General features: G+C 71.0%; 18 protein-coding genes. 13 read left to right on the top strand and 5 right to left on the bottom strand.

What is annotated here, in order from left to right:
* Positions 1-21: 21 nt before the first annotated feature.
* From ACFVUY_RS41640 to ACFVUY_RS41595, 10 genes are all read left to right on the top strand, one after another.
* A complete protein-coding gene (locus ACFVUY_RS41640) occupies positions 22-4,968 on the top strand; it encodes an NAD-glutamate dehydrogenase (RefSeq protein WP_387737158.1) in 4,947 nt (1,648 codons plus the stop codon).
* Between the two features lie 420 nt (positions 4,969-5,388).
* Entirely contained in the window at positions 5,389-6,675 is a 1,287-nt protein-coding gene (locus tag ACFVUY_RS41635) for an ATP-binding protein (protein ID WP_387694780.1), read from the top strand.
* The gene (locus tag ACFVUY_RS41630; protein WP_359908526.1) at positions 6,672-7,073 is read left to right on the top strand and encodes a roadblock/LC7 domain-containing protein; all 402 of its coding nucleotides are present in this window, start codon (positions 6,672-6,674) and stop codon (positions 7,071-7,073) included. Before ACFVUY_RS41635 ends, ACFVUY_RS41630 begins: the two co-directional genes overlap by 4 nt.
* Complete coding sequence (locus tag ACFVUY_RS41625; RefSeq protein ID WP_387694779.1) at positions 7,070-7,444, top strand: DUF742 domain-containing protein; 375 nt, start codon at positions 7,070-7,072, stop codon at positions 7,442-7,444. The genes ACFVUY_RS41630 and ACFVUY_RS41625 overlap by 4 nt, the downstream gene beginning before the upstream one ends.
* The gene (locus tag ACFVUY_RS41620; protein WP_359908521.1) at positions 7,419-8,009 is read left to right on the top strand and encodes an ATP/GTP-binding protein; all 591 of its coding nucleotides are present in this window, start codon (positions 7,419-7,421) and stop codon (positions 8,007-8,009) included. Before ACFVUY_RS41625 ends, ACFVUY_RS41620 begins: the two co-directional genes overlap by 26 nt.
* Positions 8,010-8,082: 73 nt before the next feature.
* Positions 8,083-9,459 (top strand): cytochrome P450, encoded by a 1,377-nt coding sequence (locus ACFVUY_RS41615; RefSeq protein ID WP_387694778.1) that lies wholly within the window; start codon positions 8,083-8,085, stop codon positions 9,457-9,459.
* A 262-nt stretch (positions 9,460-9,721) separates the two neighbouring features.
* The gene (locus ACFVUY_RS41610; protein WP_387694798.1) at positions 9,722-10,993 is read left to right on the top strand and encodes a cytochrome P450; all 1,272 of its coding nucleotides are present in this window, start codon (positions 9,722-9,724) and stop codon (positions 10,991-10,993) included.
* Positions 10,990-11,952 (top strand): enoyl-CoA hydratase/isomerase family protein, encoded by a 963-nt coding sequence (locus ACFVUY_RS41605; protein WP_387737157.1) that lies wholly within the window; start codon positions 10,990-10,992, stop codon positions 11,950-11,952. The genes ACFVUY_RS41610 and ACFVUY_RS41605 overlap by 4 nt, the downstream gene beginning before the upstream one ends.
* Positions 11,953-12,072: 120 nt before the next feature.
* A complete protein-coding gene (locus ACFVUY_RS41600) occupies positions 12,073-12,879 on the top strand; it encodes a hypothetical protein (RefSeq protein WP_387737156.1) in 807 nt (268 codons plus the stop codon).
* Between the two features lie 71 nt (positions 12,880-12,950).
* The gene (locus tag ACFVUY_RS41595) at positions 12,951-13,784 is read left to right on the top strand and encodes a hypothetical protein (RefSeq protein ID WP_387737155.1); all 834 of its coding nucleotides are present in this window, start codon (positions 12,951-12,953) and stop codon (positions 13,782-13,784) included.
* Positions 13,785-14,039: 255 nt separating this feature from the next.
* Here ACFVUY_RS41595 and ACFVUY_RS41590 read toward each other — a convergent pair whose 3' ends face one another.
* Positions 14,040-14,876 (bottom strand): hypothetical protein, encoded by an 837-nt coding sequence (locus ACFVUY_RS41590; RefSeq protein ID WP_387737154.1) that lies wholly within the window; start codon positions 14,874-14,876, stop codon positions 14,040-14,042.
* A gap of 278 nt (positions 14,877-15,154) precedes the next feature.
* Positions 15,155-15,628: a DNA-binding protein gene (locus tag ACFVUY_RS41585; RefSeq protein ID WP_387737153.1), complete on the bottom strand. Its 474-nt coding sequence runs from the start codon at positions 15,626-15,628 to the stop codon at positions 15,155-15,157.
* 216 nt (positions 15,629-15,844) lie between these two features.
* Between ACFVUY_RS41585 and ACFVUY_RS41580 the strand changes: the two genes are divergently transcribed.
* The gene (locus ACFVUY_RS41580) at positions 15,845-16,084 is read left to right on the top strand and encodes a hypothetical protein (RefSeq protein WP_387737152.1); all 240 of its coding nucleotides are present in this window, start codon (positions 15,845-15,847) and stop codon (positions 16,082-16,084) included.
* A 192-nt stretch (positions 16,085-16,276) separates the two neighbouring features.
* On the opposite strand, the gene ACFVUY_RS41575 is transcribed toward ACFVUY_RS41580, so the two are convergent.
* The 3 genes from ACFVUY_RS41575 to ACFVUY_RS41565 all read right to left on the bottom strand — a co-directional run bounded on the left by ACFVUY_RS41575 (position 16,277) and on the right by ACFVUY_RS41565 (position 17,977).
* On the bottom strand, positions 16,277-16,822 hold the full coding sequence (locus tag ACFVUY_RS41575) for an NUDIX hydrolase (RefSeq protein WP_387737151.1): 546 nt from the start codon (positions 16,820-16,822) through the stop codon (positions 16,277-16,279).
* A gap of 136 nt (positions 16,823-16,958) precedes the next feature.
* The gene (locus ACFVUY_RS41570; protein WP_380359432.1) at positions 16,959-17,150 is read right to left on the bottom strand and encodes a DUF397 domain-containing protein; all 192 of its coding nucleotides are present in this window, start codon (positions 17,148-17,150) and stop codon (positions 16,959-16,961) included.
* Positions 17,147-17,977, bottom strand: a complete 831-nt coding sequence (locus ACFVUY_RS41565) for a Scr1 family TA system antitoxin-like transcriptional regulator (protein WP_387737150.1) — start codon at positions 17,975-17,977, stop codon at positions 17,147-17,149. The genes ACFVUY_RS41570 and ACFVUY_RS41565 overlap by 4 nt, the downstream gene beginning before the upstream one ends.
* Positions 17,978-18,174: 197 nt before the next feature.
* On the opposite strand from ACFVUY_RS41565, the gene ACFVUY_RS41560 reads away from it, so the two are divergent.
* Positions 18,175-18,609 carry an ATP-binding protein gene (locus ACFVUY_RS41560; RefSeq protein WP_387737149.1) on the top strand — a complete coding sequence of 145 codons (435 nt, stop codon included), beginning with the start codon at positions 18,175-18,177 and terminating at the stop codon, positions 18,607-18,609.
* A 15-nt stretch (positions 18,610-18,624) separates the two neighbouring features.
* On the top strand, positions 18,625-19,019 hold a 395-nt coding region (locus tag ACFVUY_RS41555; RefSeq protein ID WP_387737148.1), incomplete at its 3' end, for a hypothetical protein.

Raw genomic sequence — 19,019 nt, 5'->3', positions numbered from 1 at the left:
CGCGACAGGAGCCAAGAAGTCATGCAGACCAAGCTGGACGCAGCCAAGGCCGAACTGCTCAAGAAGGCAGCCGCAGCCGCTGAGAACAGCCAGGTGGGGGGAGCGGCGCCGGGGGAGGGTCTGAGCAATGGCGCTCTGACCGCGTACCTGCACCACTACTACCTTCACACCGCGCCCGAGGACCTGGTCGACCGCGACCCGGTCGACGTCTACGGCGCGGCAGCCTCCCACTACCGGCTGGGCCTCAAGCGCCCGCAGGGCACCGCCGAGGTGCGGGTCCACACCCCCTCGGTCGAGGAGAACGGCTGGTCCTGCGGCCACACCGTGGTCGAGGTCGTCACCGACGACATGCCCTTCCTGGTCGACTCCGTCACCAACGAGCTGTCCCGCCAGGACCGCGCGATCCACATCGTGATCCACCCCCAGCTGGTCGTCCGCCGTGACATCACCGGCAAGCTGCTGGAGATCCTGGACGTCGACGCCTGCTCCCGCAGCCAGGCCGCCGGCACCGACTGGCCGGCCGACGCGACCGTCGAGTCGTGGATGCACATCGAGGTCGACCGCGAGACCGACCGCGAGGACCTGCGCTCCATCGAGGCCGACCTGCGCCGCGTGCTCGGCGACGTCCGCGAGGTCGTCGAGGACTGGGGCAAGATGCGCGAGAGCGCGCTGCGCCTGGCCGACGAGCTGGCCGAGCAGCCCCCGGCCGGCCTGCCCGAGCAGGAGGTCGGCGAGGCCTGGGAGCTGATGCGCTGGCTCGCCGACGACCACTTCACCTTCCTCGGCTACCGCGAGTACGACCTGGTCGAGCACGAGGGCGAGGAGGTCCTCAAGGCCGTCGCCGGGACCGGCCTCGGCATCCTGCGCGCCGACCCGCACAGCCACGACGACGCCCACCACGCGGTCAGCGAGGCCTTCGGCCGGCTCTCCGCGCCGGTGCGGGCGAAGGCCCACGAGAAGAAGCTCCTCGTCCTGACCAAGGCCAACAGCCGGGCCACCGTGCACCGCCCGTCCTACCTGGACTACGTCGGCGTGAAGAAGTTCAACGCCGCCGGCGAGCCGATCGGCGAGCGCCGCTTCCTCGGTCTGTTCTCCTCCGCCGCCTACACCGAGTCGGTCACCCGCATCCCGGTCGTGCGCCGCAAGGTCCAGGAGGTGCTGGAGGAGTCCGGCTTCTCCAGCGAGAGCCACGACGGCCGCGACCTGCTCCAGATCATGGAGACCTTCCCGCGGGACGAGATCTTCCAGACCCCGGCCTCCGAGCTGCTCTCCATCGCGACGAGCGTGCTCTACCTCCAGGAGCGCCGCAAGCTGCGGCTGTTCCTGCGCCAGGACGAGTACGGGCGCTACTTCTCGGCGTTCATCTACCTGCCGCGCGACCGCTACACCACGCGCATCCGGCTGCTGATCACCGACATCCTCAAGGAGGAGCTGAACGGCGCCACCATCGACTACACGGTGTACGCCACCGAGTCGGTGCTGACCCGCCTGCACTTCGTGGTCCGGGTCGCCCCGGGCACCGAGCTGCCGCACCTCTCCGACACGGACATCGAGCGGATCGAGAACCGGCTGGCCGAGGCCGCCCGGTTCTGGATGGACGGCTTCCACGACCAGCTGCACACCGAGCTGGGCGAGGAGAAGGCGGCCGAACTCGGCCACAAGTACGCCAACGCCTTCCCCGACGGCTACCGCGCCGACTTCCCGCCGCGCACCGCCGTCGCCGACATCAAGCAGATCGAGTCGCTGCACGGCGAGGGCGACTTCCGCCTCAACCTGTACCAGCCGGTCGGCGCCGGCGACGACGAGCGCCGCTTCAAGATCTACCGGGTCGGCGGCCCGATCTCGCTCACCGAGGTCCTGCCGGTGCTCCAGCGCCTGGGCGTCGAGGTGCTGGACGAGCACCCGTACGCGCTGCGCCGCTCCGACGGCACCACCGCGTGGGTCTACGACTTCGGCCTGAAGCTGCGCGAGGCCACCGAGCTCACCGACGAGGCCCGCGAGCGCTTCCAGGAGACCTTCGCCGCCACCTGGACCGGCAAGGCCGAGAACGACGGCTTCAACGAGCTGGTGCTGATCGCCGGGCTGACCTGGCGCCAGGCGATGATGCTGCGCACGTACGCCAAGTACCTGCGCCAGGCGGGCTCCACGTTCTCCCAGGACTACATGGAGGACGCGCTCCGCAACAACACCCACACCACCCGCCTGCTGGTCAACCTGTTCGAGGCCCGGCTGAGCCCGAGCCACCGTTCGGGCGCCCTGGAGCTGACCGAGGGCATCCTGGAGGAGCTGTCCGGCGCGCTCGACGAGGTCGTCTCGCTGGACGAGGACCGCATCCTGCGCTCCTTCCTGAACCTCATCAGGGCCACCCTGCGGACCAACTTCTTCCAGCGCACCGCCTCCGGCGAGTGGCACTCCTACGTGTCGATGAAGTTCGACCCGAAGGCCATCCCGGACCTGCCGGCCCCGCGCCCGGCGTTCGAGATCTGGGTCTACTCGCCGCAGGTCGAGGGCGTCCACCTGCGCTTCGGCAAGGTCGCCCGCGGCGGCCTGCGCTGGTCCGACCGGCGCGAGGACTTCCGCACCGAGATCCTGGGCCTGGTCAAGGCGCAGATGGTCAAGAACACCGTCATCGTCCCGGTCGGCGCCAAGGGCGGCTTCGTCGCCAAGCAGCTGCCGGACCCGACGGTCGACCGCGACGCCTGGCTGGCCGAGGGCGTCTCCTCGTACAAGACCTTCATCTCGGCGCTGCTCGACATCACCGACAACCTGGTCGGCGGCGAGGTCGTGCACCCGGCCGACGTGGTCCGCCACGACGAGGACGACACCTACCTGGTCGTCGCCGCCGACAAGGGCACCGCGACCTTCTCGGACATCGCCAACGGCGTCGCCGAGTCCTACGGCTTCTGGCTGGGCGACGCGTTCGCCTCCGGCGGCTCGGCCGGCTACGACCACAAGGGCATGGGCATCACCGCCCGCGGCGCCTGGGAGTCGGTCAAGCGCAACTTCCGCGAGCTCGGCGTCGACACCCAGACCGAGGACTTCACCGTCATCGGCATCGGCGACATGTCCGGCGACGTCTTCGGCAACGGCATGCTGCTCAGCGAGCACATCCGCCTGGTCGCCGCCTTCGACCACCGCCACATCTTCCTGGACCCGAACCCGGACGCGGCCTCCTCGTACGCCGAGCGCCGCCGGCTGTTCGAGCTGCCGCGCAGCTCCTGGGACGACTACGACAAGTCGCTGATCTCGGCCGGCGGCGGGGTGTACCCCCGGTCGGCCAAGGCGATCCAGCTGACCCCGCAGGTCCGGGCCGCGCTCGGCGTCGAGGCGGCCAAGCTGACCCCGGCCGAGCTGATGCGGGCGGTCCTCCAGGCCCCGGTCGACCTGTTCTGGAACGGCGGCATCGGCACCTACGTCAAGGCCTCCACCGAGACCAACGCCGAGGTCGGCGACAAGTCCAACGACGCCATCCGGGTCAACGGCGAGCAGGTCCGCGCCCGGGTCATCGGCGAGGGCGGCAACCTCGGCTGCACCCAGCTCGGCCGGATCGAGTACGCGGCCACCGGCGGCCCGGAGGGCACCGGCGGCTGGATCGACACCGACGCGATCGACAACTCCGCCGGTGTGGACACCTCGGACCACGAGGTCAACATCAAGATCCTGCTCAACCAGGTCGTCGCCGAGGGCGACATGACGGTCAAGCAGCGCAACGTCCTGCTGGCCGAGATGACCGACGAGGTCGGCCACCTGGTGCTGCGCAACAACTACGCGCAGAACGTTGTGCTGGCCAACGCCGTCGCCCAGGCGCACAGCATGGTCAACGTGCACGCCCGGATGATCAGCCGCTTCGAGTCGGCCGGCCAGCTGGACCGCGGCCTGGAGTTCCTGCCCACCGAGCGCCAGATCCGTGAGCGCCAGCAGAACGGCCGCGGCCTCTCGCAGCCCGAGATGTCCGTCCTGCTCGCGTACACCAAGATCATCCTGGCCGAGGAGCTGCTGGCCACCGAGCTGCCGGACGACCCGTTCTTCCGCAGCGCGCTGCACGAGTACTTCCCGAGCGCGCTGCGGGCGAGGTTCGCCGACGCGATCGACAACCACGCGCTGCGCCGCGAGATCATCACCACGCTGATCGTCAACGACACGATCAACCGCGGTGGCTGCACCTTCGCCTTCCGCCTGAAGGAGGAGACCGGCGCGACCTACGAGGAGATCGCCCGGACGCACACCGCCGCGCGGGCCGTCTTCGACCTGGAGCCGATCTGGGCCGAGATCGAGGACCTGGACAACAAGGTCCCGGCCCGGGTGCAGACCAAGATGCGCCTGCACTCGCGGCGCCTGGTCGAGCGCGCCACCCGGTGGATGCTCAACAACCGCCGCCAGCCGCTCGACATCGCCGGCACCATCGAGTTCTTCCACGACCGCGTCAACCAGGTCTGGGCCTCGCTGCCCAAGCCGCTGCGCGGCGAGGACCTGACCTGGTTCGAGTCCGTGTACGGCGAGCTCGCCGCGGCCGGGGTGCCGGAGGAGCTGGCCACCCGGATCGCCGGCCTCTCCTCGGTCTTCCCGACCCTGGACGTCGCCGAGGTCGCGGACCGCTCCGGCAAGGACGTCGCCGAGGTCGCCGACCTCTACTACGACCTGGGCGACCGGCTCCAGATCTCGCACCTGCTCGACCGCATCATCGAGCTGCCCCGCACCGACCGCTGGTCGTCGATGGCCCGGGCCGCGATCCGCGAGGACCTCTTCGCGGCGCACGCGGCGCTGACCGCCGACGTCCTGGCCTGCGGCGCCGAGGGCGCCACCCCGGAGGAGCGGTACACCGCCTGGGCCGAGCTCAACTCGACCCTGCTGAACCGCGCCAAGAGCACCCTCGACGACATAAGGGGTTCGGACAACTACGAGCTGTCCAGCCTCTCGGTCGCGATGCGCGTCATCCGCACCCTGCTGCGCACCGGTTCGATGCGCTGACGGACGGCTGTACCGGAGGGGCCCGCGTCCACGGACGCGGGCCCCTTCCGCATGCGCGGCCGTCGTGTCCGGCGGGCCGCCGATTCCGGGGTGTGACGGCGCAATCACCCTGCGCGCGAATCGAAGTGTGGTCGGGACGTGTCCCTGTGGTTAACGCGGCGTCACGAATGCCGTCATTTCTTGTCAGAGTTCCCAGCAAGTCGTGGAATTTCGCCCCAACTGCCCTTTTTGGTATCTGTTCTGACATGGCATGAGTTGCAGTAGGCTGACTCCGCGATAGGCGTCGCCGCAGGTCTCGTGCCGGAATGCACTTCGATGTGATGTGACATCAGGTGCCTTTCGGGGAGGTTCGGGCCGCCAGTCCCATTCGCGTTTCGGGGCCCGGACCGGCTCCACGCGATGCCACCTGAAGAGAGTTTCATGACGTCATTTGTGCAGGAACCCTTTTTCTGGGTCTTCATCGTGGTGATGCTCGCAGCCGTCGGAGCGGCCCTCCAGGCCCGCAGGACGAACCTCGCCCTGCGGCGGCGCAACGCCTCCCTGGAGGAGACGAGCGCCCTGGCACAGCGCCGGAGCGACGAGCTCGCCGCGCTGCACGACCATCTGCGGGGCCAGCACGCGTCCGAGCTGACCGCCGTCCGCCGGGACGCCGAGGAGGACACCAAGGCCGTCCTCAAGGCGGCGATGCGGACGCTGCAGGGCCTGGCCGACGAGCAGCAGGTCGTCATCGACAAGGTGCAGCGGAAGTACGGCGACAGCCCGCAGATCCTCGCCGACCTGATGACGATCGACCACACGAACAGCCAGTTCGGCCGGCGCGCCCAGGGCATCGCGGTGCTCTGCGGCGGCTGGCTGGGCCGCCGCGAGAGCGTCGCCTCGGTCTACGACGTGGTCCGCAGCGCCCAGGGCCGCATCCGGCACTTCGACCGGGTGCGGATCCACTCCCGGGTCAGCGTCTCGCTCGCCAGCAAGGTCGTCGAGCCGGTCGCCGTGGTGCTGTCCGAGCTGCTCGCCAACGCGACCAACTACTCCGCCCCGGACACCCCGGTGGAGGTCAGCGTCCAGGCCGTCCCCACCGGCGTCTGCCTGATCATCGACGACGCCGGCCTCGGCATGGGCCAGGAGGAGAAGGACCGCGCGGCACTGCTCCTCAACCCGGGCGCGCCGATCGGCCTCACCAGCCTGGGCAACCCCCCGAAGTTCGGCTTCGCCGTCTCCGGCATGCTGGCCGCCCGCTACGGCTTCCGGGTCTCCGTCGACTCGGTCTCCCCGTACGGGGGCGTGCGCGCCGTGGTGCTGCTGCCCGCCGAGCTGCTCAGCAGCGAGGTCGCGGCCCCGCCCGTCGCCGAGCACACCGACTACACCGACTACCAGGCCCAGGCCGCGCCGGTGGAGCAGCCCGCGCAGTCCTGGGCGCCGGGAGCCGGCCAGCGGCTGGTGTCGCTGTCCGAGCCGGCGGCGCCCCTGGCCCCGGTGCCGGCGCCGTACGCGGCGACGGCGGGACCGGAGACCACCGCGGACGGACTGCTGCCCCGGCGCCGCCGCCAGCGCCCCGTGTCGGTCGTCCCCAACCCGCTGGACCCCGGTCGGGCCGAGGAGCCGGTGCGGAGCGCCGGCCAGCACACGCCGTCCCGCCTCGGCGCGTTCCAGCGCGGCACGCTGTCCGGGCGCAACACCATGACCACGGAAGGAACCGAGATCCAGTGAGCCGTGATCTTTCCTGGGTGCTCAACGACGTACTCCAGGTACCCGGCGCCCGGCACGCCATCCTCGTCTCCGCCGACGGCCTCCTGCTCGAACGCTCCAGCGAGATCGGACGCGACGAGGCGGAGACCAACGCCGCCGCGATGAGCTCGATGCAGTCGCTGAGCCGCGCGGTCGCCCCGTTCGTCGGCGGAGGCGGCGGGCTCTGGCGCCAGACCCTGCTGGAGTACGACCACGGCTGGATCTTCCTGATCGCGGCCGGCAGCGGCGCGTACCTGGCCGCCTCCACCGCCCCCGACGTCGACATGGAGGCGATGTCCTTCCGGATGCAGCAGCAGGTGGGCGCGCTCGGACGGGCGATGTCGGCGGCGCCGCGCCAGAGCACGCTCAGCGGCTCATGACGGCCGGCGGCGAGGAACAGCGGGTCACCGGCGGCTTCATCCGCTCCTACGTCATCACCGGTGGACGCGAATTACCGAATGCGGACGACCTGTCTCTGATCACCTTGGTCACCATCGCGCCCGAGCAGGACCTCCCCGCCCTGCCGAGCCCGGAAACCCGGGCGATCTGGGAGCTGTGCTCCGGCGGCTACCTCTCGGTGGCCGAGGTCGCGGCCCGGCTGGAGCTGCCGGTCGGGGTCGTGAGGCTGCTGCTGACGGACCTGATCCGGGAGGGACGGCTGCTGCGCCGGTCGGCCCCGCCCCCGGCCCAGGCCCCGGACCCGAGACTTCTAGAGAAGGTACTGCATGGACTTCAACGCCGGTTCGCCTGAGGACATCTACGTCCCGGGCGCGGTGACGACCGCTGTCAAGATCCTGGTCGTGGGGCACTTCGCGGTCGGCAAGACCACGCTCATCGGGGCGCTGTCGGAGATCGCCCCGCTGAGCACCGAGGAGAGCATGACGCAGGCGTCCATCCGCGTCGACGACCTCCGCGGCGTACCGGACAAGAAGACCACGACCGTCGCCCTGGACTTCGGCCGGCTGACCCTCGGCGACGACCTGGTGCTGTACCTGTTCGGCACGCCGGGACAGCAGCGGTTCATGCAGCTCTGGGAGGACATGGCGCGGGGGGCGCTGGGCGCCCTGCTGCTGGCCGACCCGACCCGCCTCGCGGACACCTTCCCCGTCATCGACCTGATCGAGCAGTACGGCCTGGAGTACGCCGTGGCGGTCAACAGCTTCGACCGGCAGAGCGACTACACCGAGGACCAGCTCCGCGAGGCGCTCGACCTGCTGCCGCACACGCCGGTGGTGTTCTGCGACGCGCGGGACCAGCGGTCCTCGGCCGACGCCCTGCTGACGCTCGTCCGGCACCTGCTCGAACGCGCCTCCTGACCTCCCCCACGCCTTCCTCCCCTCACGTCTCCCGGGTCCGCACCCGCCCGGGGCCACCCCCAAGGAACGACCCATGGAATCTCTGCAGCGACCCGTCCCGCAGTCGCCTCCGCCGGGCTGCCCGATGCACGTCGGCGTGAGCACGCCGCTCTACGGGGAGATGTTCTCGGCCGACCCCGACGCGGTCTACGACAAGCTGCGCGCCCACGGTCCAGCCGCGCCGGTGGAGTTGGCCCCCGGGGTGGACGCCACCTTGGTCACCTCGCACGAGGCCGCCCTGCGGGTGCTGCAGAACCCGGGGATGTTCGCCCGGGACTCGCGGCGCTGGGCGGCGCTCAACGAGGGCCGGGTGCCGATGGACAGCCCCGTCCTGCCGATGATGTTCTACCGGCCCAACTGCCTCTTCACGGACGGCGCCGAGCACCTGCGGCTGCGCAAGGCCGTCACCGAGAGCCTGGACCGGCTCAACGACAACCGGCTCAACCGGCACGTCGAGCGGATCGCCGGCTACCTGATCGACCAGTTCAGCGCGCTGGGCCGGGCCGACCTGCTGAACGACTACGCCAAGCTGCTGCCGCTGCTGCTGTTCAACCAGCTGTTCGGCTGCCCGGCCGACATCGGCGACCGGCTGACCCGCAGCATGTCCGCGCTCTTCGACGGCCTCGACGTGATCCAGGCCAACGAGGAGCTGACCTCCTGCCTGATGGACCTGGTCGCGCTGAAGCGCCGCCAGCCGGGCGACGACATCACCTCCTGGCTCATCCAGCACCCGGCCGGCCTGCGGGACGAGGAGCTCAAGGACCAGCTGGTCATGCTGATGGGCGCCGGCGTCGAGCCCGAGCGCAACCTGATCGGCAACGCGCTGCTCCTGCTGCTGTCCGGCGAGGGCGGCCCCGGACTGCGCATCGAGGACGCCCTCGACGACGTGCTGTGGAACAACCCGCCGATCGCCAACTACGCGACGCACTACCCGATGCAGGACCTCAACCTGGGCGGCGTCCCGATGGACGCCGGCAGCCCGGTGGTGATCAGCTTCGCCGCCGCCAACAGCGACCCCGCGCTCACCGACGCCCGGCTGACCCTCAGCAAGGGGGCCCACCTGGCCTGGGGCGCCGGCCCGCACGCCTGCCCGGCCAAGTCGCCGGCCCAGCTGATCGCCCTGAGCGCCATCGAGTGCCTGCTCAACGCGCTCCCGGACGTCACGCTCGCGGTTCCCGCGGAGCGCGTGGAGTGGCGGCCGGGGCCGTTCCAGCGCGGCCTGGTCTCGCTGCCGGTGCGGTTCAGCCCGGTGGCCGCCCGCACCGCGCGGCCGGTCGCGGACCCCGTCCCGGCCCCGGCGCCGGCCGGCTCCGAGCAGGCGCCGGCGTACCCGCAGCCTGCCGCCGCGCCCGCCCGGGCGCCGCAGAAGAAGGGCTGGTGGAGCTCCTTCCTGGACGTCTTCCGGGTCTGAAGCCGGGTCCGATCCCGGGCCTGATTCCGGGCCTGATTCCGGGCCCGGATCCGGGCCTGATTCCGGGCCCGGGCGTCCGGGGCCCCGGGGGTCCCGCTCCGACACGCCGCCGGAAGCCGCACGGTCACCGCGAGGTGAACGGCGTGCGACGGCGGTGCAGTACGTGACGTGGGCAACACGGATCGACGCTTGAGCGCGCTGTTGCTGGGTAGTACGCCGCCGTACTGCCCGCCCGCGTGTTGAAGGAGCCCGTGTGACCGCCATGTTGGAAGCCCGCCCCGCGGAGTCGGAGCGCCCTGACGGAAGGGCCGACCGCCGTGCCGCCGTACCGCTGCTGCGGAGGCTGCGCTCGGCCGAGGGGCTCGCCGATCCGAGCCCGGTCTACGACGAGCTGCGGGCGCTCGGCGACCTCGTCCCGGCGCCCTGGGGCGGCTACCTGGTCACCGGCTACGAAGCGTGCGACCAGGTCCTGCGCGGCAGGACCTGGCTCGTCCCGGACTTCGCCTGGCAGGAGCGGCAGAGCGGGACGGACCGCTGGGAGGCCGTCGCCACCCAGGAGATGAGCCGGACCCTCTCCCGGCTCAACGCCCCCGAGCACACCCGGCAGCGGCGCAGCCTCGGGAGCCTCTTCGACCGGAACACGCTGCGGGACATGGCGCCGGAGATCGAGGCCGACGTCACGGGGCTGCTCGACCGCCTGGCCGAGCGAATACGGACGGACGGGGAGGCGGACTTCGCCACCGTGGTCGCCGAGCAGCTGCCGATCGGCACCGTCGGGCGCTGGCTGGGCATCGCGCCCGCGGACTACCCGCACATCCTGACGATGACCCACAACCAGGTGCATGCCCAGGAACTGCTGCCCACCAAGAGCCAGCTGGCGGTCTCCGAGCAGGCCACCATGGACCTGCGCGAGTACTTCACCCGCCTCGTCCGGGAGCGCCGCGAGAACGACGGCGACGACGTGATCGCTGGCTGGATCCGCACCTGGGACGGGCTGGAGTCCGACCGCGAGGCCACCGACCGGATGGTCTACCAGCTCACCATGTTCGTCACCATCGCCTCGCTGGAGACCACGGCGACGCTGCTCTCCTCGCTGGTGTGGCAGCTGCTGCAGTCGCCGGGCCGGTGGGAGTGGCTGCGGGAGCGGCCCGAGCACATCGACGAGGCGATCGACGAGGCGCTGCGCTACGACCCGCCGATCCGCGTCAACAGCCGCGTCGCGGGCGAGGACACCGTGCTGGCCGGGACGTTCCTCCCCAAGGACACCATGGTCCACGTGATGTACGGCGCGGCCAACCGCGATCCGCGCCGCAACCCGGACCCGCACACCTTCGACCCGCTCCGCCGGGGCACCCACCTCACCTTCGGCGGCGGCGCCCACTACTGCCTCGGCGCGGGCCTGGCCCGGCTGGAGGCGCGCGCCCTGCTCGGCCAGCTGCTGGAGCGCTTCCCGACGCTGCGGGCCGCGAGCCCGCCGGAGCACGCGCCCCGGATGGTCTTCCACCGGGTGACGTCCCTGAGAGTGGCCGCATGAACGTCTCCTCGCAGGCTCCCCAGTACCACCCGTACGCGATGCGGCCCCCGTACCCGGCGAACCCCCCGGCGCCCACCGGCTGGTACGCCGAGCCCGAGCCGGCCTCCGCTGTGGTACCCGCTGTGGCACCCGCTTTTGCCCCCGAGCCGGCCCTCGCTGTGGCACCCGAGCCGGCCCCCGGGCCCGCGCCGGTCCGTACGGTCCGTTCCGAGCTCCGGGGAGCGGTGCTCCACGTCGAGCTGGACAGCCCGGAGACCGGGAACGCCGTCACCTCCGCCATGCTGGACGAACTCCTCGCCGTCCTCGCCGTGCCCGATCCGGCCGTGCGGGTGATCGTGCTGTCCGCGGCCGGCCGGGACTTCTGCCTCGGCGGCGACCGCGAGGAACTCCTCGCGGGCCTGGACGAGGATCCGACCGGCGGCCGGATACGGAGCTATGGAGACAAGGCCCGCCGGGTCTGCGACGCCCTCACCAACAGCCCCGCCGTGACCGTCGCACGGGTCCAGGGCCGGGCGACCGGCGCCGGCTTCGCCCTGGCGCTCGCCTGCGACCTGCGGGTCGGCGCCGACAACGCCGTCTTCCGGCTGCCCGAGCTGGCCCTGGGCCTGCCCGTCGCCTGGGGCGGGCTGCTGCCCCGCCTGCTCCACGAGGTCGGCGCGGCCCGGGTCCGGGAGATCATCCTCACCGGCCGCCCGGTCGGCGCGGTGGAGGCGCGGGAGCTCGCCATCCTGCAGCGGGTCGTCCCCGAGCAGGACCTGGACGGCGCGGTGGACGAGTGGGCCAGGCCCGTCACGCGCCGCCCCGAGGCCGCCCTGCGGGTCACCAAGACGCTGCTCGCCTCGCACGCGTCGGCCACCCGGCTGTCCGACGCCTCCGTGCTCGACTCCGAGCTGATGGCCTCGGTCCTCGCCGCCGCCCACTACACCCGCGGCCTCGCCGCCCGGCCCCCGGTCGACTGACCGGCGCGCGCGAAGGGGCCCGCGTCCTCGGACCCGGGCCCCTTCCGTGCGTGGGGGAACCGGTTGTCGATCGTGCCCGCACGTTCGCTACCGTGTGCGGTCGACGAAGGAGAGATGATCATGGTGGGGACGACGCGCGGCGGGCGCGTGGCCGGGGCCGTACTGACGACGGCGCTGGTCATGGCCGGAGCGGCGGCCTGCGGGGGAGACGGAGGCGGCGCTGCCGAGGCGGCGACCAGTACACCGCCGCAGCCGTTCGGCGCCGCCGGCTACCGCGGGCTCCAGCTCTCGATGACCAAGGAGGAGGCGCTCACCTCCGGAGCCCTGGAGCCGTCGCCGGTCTCGCTGCTCAACGGCTGCACCGACTACGCGTACAAGGGCGGTCCGGCGCCGGACCCGGTCCGGATGGCGGCCGAGGCGGAGGTCCGTACGAAGGTCGACAAGGCCCTGGCCAGGATCGACGAGATCAAGGCGGCCAGGAAGCCGCTCGCGCCCCTGGCCCCCGGGGCCTCGTCGAAGGAGCAGCAGGAGTACCTCGCGGGCCTTCGGGAGCAGCTCGACCAGACCGAGGCGGGGCGGCAGGAGATGGCCGTGCTCTACAAGGACCTGGACCTCCTCGGGCCTGCCCGCAAGAACCGGGACCAGGCCTTCCTGACCACCGGCCGGGTCAACTTCGGCCCCGAGGGCCTGCGCCAGCTGGTCGCCCCGGCGGGCGCCCGCACCGCCGAGGGCATCGGGGCCGGCTCGACGGAGGAGGAGCTCAAGCGCGCCTACGAGGGCAGGGACCTCAAGCCGATCAAGGAGGGCGGTTACGAACTCCCGTCCGAGAGCGGCGGCGGCGGCCCGGACTGGTTCTACGAGTTCACCATGGCCGACGGCAAGGTCGCCGGGCTCGCCCTGGTGAAGCACAACACCTACTGCGCCTGAGAAACCGGTTGTGGATCGTGGCCGCACTCTCGGTACGGTGACCCTTGAAAGATCACGTGGGGGTTTGTGACATGGGGAAGAACCGGGCCACGGCCCGCGCGGTGGGCGTGGGCATCTCGGTAGTACTGCTGGCCGCCTCAGCGACGGCCTGTTCGTCCGACGACAAGAAGGACTCGGCGAAGGCCGGGGGCGCCGCTGCGGCACCCTCGGCGGCGCCCACGACGAAGGGCCCGGAGGCCTTCGCGGCGGCCGGGTACCAGGGGCTCAAGCCGGGCATGGCCAAGGAGGCCGGGCTGGCCACCGGCGCCCTGGAGCCGTCACCGGTCTCGCTGCTCGGCGGCTGCACGGACTTCGTCTACAAGGGCGGCCCGGCACCGGACCAGGCCCGGATGGCCGCCGAGGCGGCCACCGAGGCCCGCTACAAGGACCTCAGCGCCAAGGCCGACGCGGCCAGCGGCAAGGCGCCCGCCCCGGCGGGCACCCTGCCGCCGAACGCCTCCGCCAAGGACGCGGCGGCCGCCGCCGCGGGCTCGGCCGCCGGGGCCAAGGACTCGGCCGCCGCCGCCAAGCTGATCGCCGACTCGACGATGGCCCTGGTCGACCTGAGGGTGGCACAGGAGGCCAAGGACAAGGCGTACCTGACCACCGGCCGGGTCTCCTTCGCGGAGGCGGGCCTGCGCGAGCTGGCCGCCCCGGCGGAGGCGAAGACGGCCGAGGGCATCGGCGCCGGCTCCACCCTGGAGGCGCTCCAGCAGGCGTACGGCGCCAAGGGCCTCCAGCAGGACAAGAGCGGCAAGTACGTGCTGCCGGTCGAGGGCCAGCAGGGCTGGCAGTACGAGTTCACCGTGGACGGCGCGAAGGTCGCCGGGATGGCCGTGGTGAACCGCGACATCAAGTGCGCCTGACGGCCTGACGGCCTGACCGGCTGACGAGGGCCCCGACGAACCGTCCGGTTCGTCGGGGCCTTGCCGTGCTCCGGCGGGAACCCGGCGGCCCGTGCGGACAGGTGGGGGTGTGGAACTGTCACAGCGGGCGCGATTGAGGAGCGGTGACCAGTGGGCGTTCGGGGAGCTGTTCGCCGGCCCCGGCGCCCGCCCGTAGCGGGACCGCAACTGGGGGAGGGGTCGTGGAGTGCTGAACCGGCGCAGGGCGTGCGGAAGTCAGCCGCTGCCCGCCGCGATGAGCGGTTCGTGCCACCCCCGCAGGGCCGAGCGGGCACGGGCGACGCCGCCGGGGGTGGCGGGGGCTCCTGTGCCGACGGCGACGGTTCTCGCGCCGAGGCCCGCGCAGGCGCGGCAGATCCCGGGGCGGGGCACCGGGTCGTGGCAGCGGCCGCACTCGGCGTACGGCGTCGACGGGGGAGCTTCGGGGCGTTCCGGCGGAAGCTTGCGCCGCAGCCGGTCCCGGAGGATCGCCGTGGGGGAGTGCATCGGCTGCGGCAGCCCGGGGAGCAGGGCGTGGGCCAACTCGGCCTCGCTGCTTCCTCGTTCCAGCCACTGCGTGACGAGCGGTGCCAGCGCCTGCGCCTCGGCCTCGCCGAGGCGCAGACGCGGTTCGGGCCGGATCACCCGGAACAGGGTGGCCACGGCGGCCCGCGTCCGTTCATCCGGGAGGGTGGGTTCTTGCTCCGGGTCCTTTACGGGAGGAGTGACAGCGCCGCCGGTGCCTCCTCCACCGGAAGCCGGGCGCTGGGCAGCCGGTTCGGGCTGCGGGGTGTCGAAGACGTGGGCCTCGGACCGGACCGTCCCGTCGGGCATCCGGACCGTGTCGACCCGGTAGTACCCGGCGTCCTTGAGTTCTTTGAGCGCCCGCCGGACGGCGCCCCGCCCCTGCGGACTGCTGTCCGCCATCTGCCGCCCGTCCTCCCGCCACCCGTCGGGGCGGGAGAGCAGGTCGGCGAGGAGGCCTCGGGCGGTGTAACTGAGCCGACGGTCCTGCAACAGGCCGTTCGGAAGCACGGTGAACGCGCGCGTGTGCGCGCTACGATGAATCTGCATCTGGAGGTCTGCTCCTGGTGCCCGACCCCGGGGTGTGTCACCACCGCCGGGGTCTCCTATGTTCTGTTGATGCTGCGGAAAGTAGCACAACGATTACATGGAGTGCGAGTCATTCGTGTGAGGCCCGGGCCCCGCAGCAAGTACGCCCCCCACCCTTGCGTGGGAAGTCGGCCCCGCCGACTTCCCACGCATCCCGTCCCACCCGGCGGCCTTTTTCCGTCCTGTCCGTCTCGGGTGTGGTCGGTGCGGGGCTCGCTGCGCCAGTGCGGTGAGGCGCGCTACGCCTCCGGCGGCATGCTGTAGCGGCTCAACACGCCGTCGGCCGTGGACTTGTCCAGTAGGCGCAGTTCCCAGGGCCCGGTGTTGATGTCGAACTCCTTGCCGAAGCCGACCCACTTGCCTGCCATCCGGCGCCCGGTCGGATCGACCAGCAGCTGAAGGGCGCCGTGGTACCTGGCTCCCTGGTAGTAGCCGTCCTGTGCGGTCTGTTCCACCCATGAGCCCGTCACGACGTTCCGATCGACGGTGAGATCGAACGACAGCGGTGAGTCGGGATTGGACGACGCGCCGGGGAGCGACCGGCCGGTGATCCGGTTCCCGCGCTGGGACAGGATGACGTGGTGCAGGCCGGTGAACGTGTTCTCCCGGCTGCTGCTGAAGAACTCGTAATGGCTGATCCAGATCCCCGAGTAGTCCTCACCCGCGGGAGCGGGTGCGGCCTGCACGGGCAGGTCCGGTTCATCGCTGGTCATGTCATGGCCTCCCGTACCGTCCATGCTGACCCTCGACGGTAGCTGTGGTGATTCGAAGCCGAGGCGGTCCACGGAAAGTTTGGTGACAGCCTCAAGGGCTCGAACGTACACCGGGCGGGGGGGACCTGACCTCCCCTGACTCCCAGCGACGTCCCGGCCTCCCTCACGGACACCGAACTCGCCGTCGTCGACCTCTTCCTGGTCGCCATCGACGCCATGGGCGGCATCCGACCCGGCCACCACCACGGCCTGCACCGCTGGTTCACCACCGGCAACCTCACCGCCGCCTACCTCTCCCTCGCCGCCGCCCGACCCCTCCCCCGCACCGGAAACCCCACCACCTACTGGACCACCCTCGTCACCGCCGGCGAACTCCTCGCGGCCACCCGCCCCTCCGATTGCCGCATCAAATACGCCGTCACCCACTGCCGCACCCAAGCCACCACCCGCCCGTAAGCGCAGGAAGTCGGCCAGGCCGACTTCCTGCGTCGGGAGGACAAGATGGCCGCTCGGCGGTCCGCAGCTTGCTTCGGCGGCCCCGGCCACTTCTGGCCGGGGCCGCCGAGACATTCGTTCCGGGTGGGCTCGTGTGCTCACACACGAGCCCACCCGGTTCCGCAAGGGCCGCTGCCGCTGTCTCCGAGTCGGTCAGGAACGCCGAGCGAGCCGATACGGGCCGAGGAAATAGGACAGGGCGGCGTGCGACGGCCCATCAGCGACCTCGCCGCCCGTCAGGAGCTTCACTACTTCGCTTTCAGGTACCCACGCCACGCGGGTCGCCTCGGACACGTCCTCGGGCTCGCCGACCCGGGCGCAGTCCGTGACGTGGTAGGCGTGGAAGTGGGCGTCGCCGATGCCGGCCATGGCGTCGTACTCGGTCAACAGCTCGACCCGGCCGGGACGCCAGCCGGTCTCCTCCTCTCCCTCGCGGACGATGGCCGCCGCCGGCTCCTCGCCGGGCTCGGTCCATCCGGCCGGCACCTCCCAGCCCCAGCGGCTGGTGATGAACCGGTGCCGGTAGAGGAGGAGGAACTCGCGGGCCTCGTTGGTGACGAAGGCGGTGGTCGAGGCGCGGGGATAGCGGACGACATGGTGGTCGATCCGGCCGACGCCGGGGATCTCGACGTCATCGAGCCAGACCTCGACCCACGGGCTCCCGTAGACCTGCCGACGCCCGAACACTTCCCATTCCACGAACAGCCCCTCCCTTACACGCGCACCAGTTGCGTTCCCGACTCTCTCACCCGTGCGGCGAGCTCCCGAGGCAACAACGGGAAGACCCCATTACCCGCCTGCGGGTAATGGGGTCTCGGACAGCTCGAACGGTGCGTCAGACGTCGTTGAACTCGCCGGAGCGGACGGCGGCAACGAAGCTCGACCAGGCGTCGACCGGGAAGGCCAGAGCAGGACCCTCGGGGTCCTTGGAGTCACGAACGGGGACGATGCCGGGCATGCTGTCGGATACCTCGATGCACTGTCCACCGTTGCTGCTGTAGCTGGACTTGAACCAGTCGAGGGTCATACTCGCCTCCGTAGCTCGCGGATCATCGCCACCGAGTCCGCCTGTGAAAGGGCATGCGTTTGCAGCTGATAGTAGGCCGCCAACTCGGCTGTCACCGCCTTGATATCCCGCTCCAAGCGCCCTTGGTGTGCACTCTCGGCGTAGGAGACCAGCGACCGGTCCGGCAGCGTCAGGATGGACACCGGAAGATCAAAAGCCCTGTTCTCGCCGAGCTCGAACGGGGCTATCTGGAGTCGCACCGTGGGGTCGCCGGCAAAATCAACGAGGTGGTCAAGCTGAGCCGCCATCACAGCATCTCCGCCCACAGGCCGACGAATGCAACTCTCGTCCATGACGACATGAACCAGCGGTGACGGTTCCCGGCGCATACCGGCCTGGCGGTTTATGAGGACTCGCACCCGTTCGTCTGCCTGGTCCTGCGTGATGCTCCTGCGGCGCACAGCACCCGCCGCAATGGCGGTTGCGTACTCCCTCGTTTGCAGCAAGCCCGGCACGATGCCGAGTTCGAAGAGTCGCAGTTCAGCGGCTCGACGTTCTTGGGTGACGAACTCGGCGAACCCTTCCAGCAGCGCGCTGTACTTGACGTCGCCGGCCTTGTGCTTGAACGTGCCCGCCTGCGATGTGTCAAATGCTCTGTCAAGAGCCGCAGCAATCCGTTGAGTTGGTTTCCGCCGACCATTTTCAAGAGCTGAGACGAAGGAGGAGGTGCAGTCGATCAATCCGGCAAGGTGCTCCTGCGTCCACCCCCGCTGCTCGCGCAACGCCCGGAGAAAGGCCCCGAACTCGGCGGAAGGGGAGGCCTGGGGGTCAAGTTCACGTTTGTTCAAGGCGATTCACCCTACCAATCAAACGGCAAAGTCAAGTTGAACAGCTCCGAAGTCTAGAGGACATTGGGCGCACTGGGTAGTCGCATCACTACGGACCGGAGCGAAGCCGTGATGTGCAAGCCCTCAGCCAGACGCCGAAGGCGCACCGCCCGAAGCTGACCGAGCCGCTCAGACCTCACCCCATCCGAGGTGCCTCCATGCTCAAAGCCCCCCGCCCCCGCGCATTCGTCGCCCGCCTTGACTCCCGGGTCGAATTCACGCCTCTGGCGCGGTACTTGCTCCGGGCCTACCTCTCCGGATTGCCCTCCGGGGACCGGTACCGCGACACCGCCGAACTGCTGCTCGGCGAACTCTTCGCCAATGCCGTCCGGCACGCCGACGCGCCCGACGACCGTCGCATCGAGATCCGCTTCGCCCTCGTCCACTCCCGCCTGCGGCTGGAGGTGCACGACGCCGGCAGTGGGCGCCCCTCCCTCCGTGCCGCCGCGCCGGACGACGAGCACGGGCGTGGCCTGTTCCTCGTCAATGAACTCGCCGAGCGCTGGGGCTGCGAATCCCGCCCCTGCGGCATCGGCAAGTACGTCTGGGCTCTCGTCGCGCCCGCCCCCGGCCCCGCCCTCGTCACCGCCTGAAAGTCCGAACCCCCCATGCACCTCACCACCCTCGCCGGCCACGCCCTCTCCCGCGGCCGGACCCCCGCCGACACCTACGCCCTCCTGGCCCGCCGCACCCACAAGCCCGTCCCCTCCGCCCGCGCGGTCTGCCTCGCCCTCACCATCCCCCTGGCCGAGACCGTCCGCCGCCTCGACGACTGCCACGACGCCCTCCTCGCCAACCCCCGCGCGGGTTCCGAGACCGACACCGGCGAACTCCTCGAAGCCCTCGGCGTCTTCGACGTCCCGGCCTCCCTCACGGACACCGAACTCGCCGTCGTCGACCTCTTCCTGGTCGCCATCGACGCCATGGGCGGCATCCGACCCGGCCACCACCACGGCCTGCACCGCTGGTTCACCACCGGCAACCTCACCGCCGCCTACCTCTC

Origin of the sequence: Kitasatospora sp. NPDC058063 (genome assembly GCF_042885395.1) — a bacterium.
GTDB lineage: Bacteria > Actinomycetota > Actinomycetes > Streptomycetales > Streptomycetaceae > Kitasatospora > Kitasatospora lactacystinica.
Note: the sequence above shows the minus strand (reverse complement) of the source record. Positions and strands in the feature narration are given on the sequence as shown.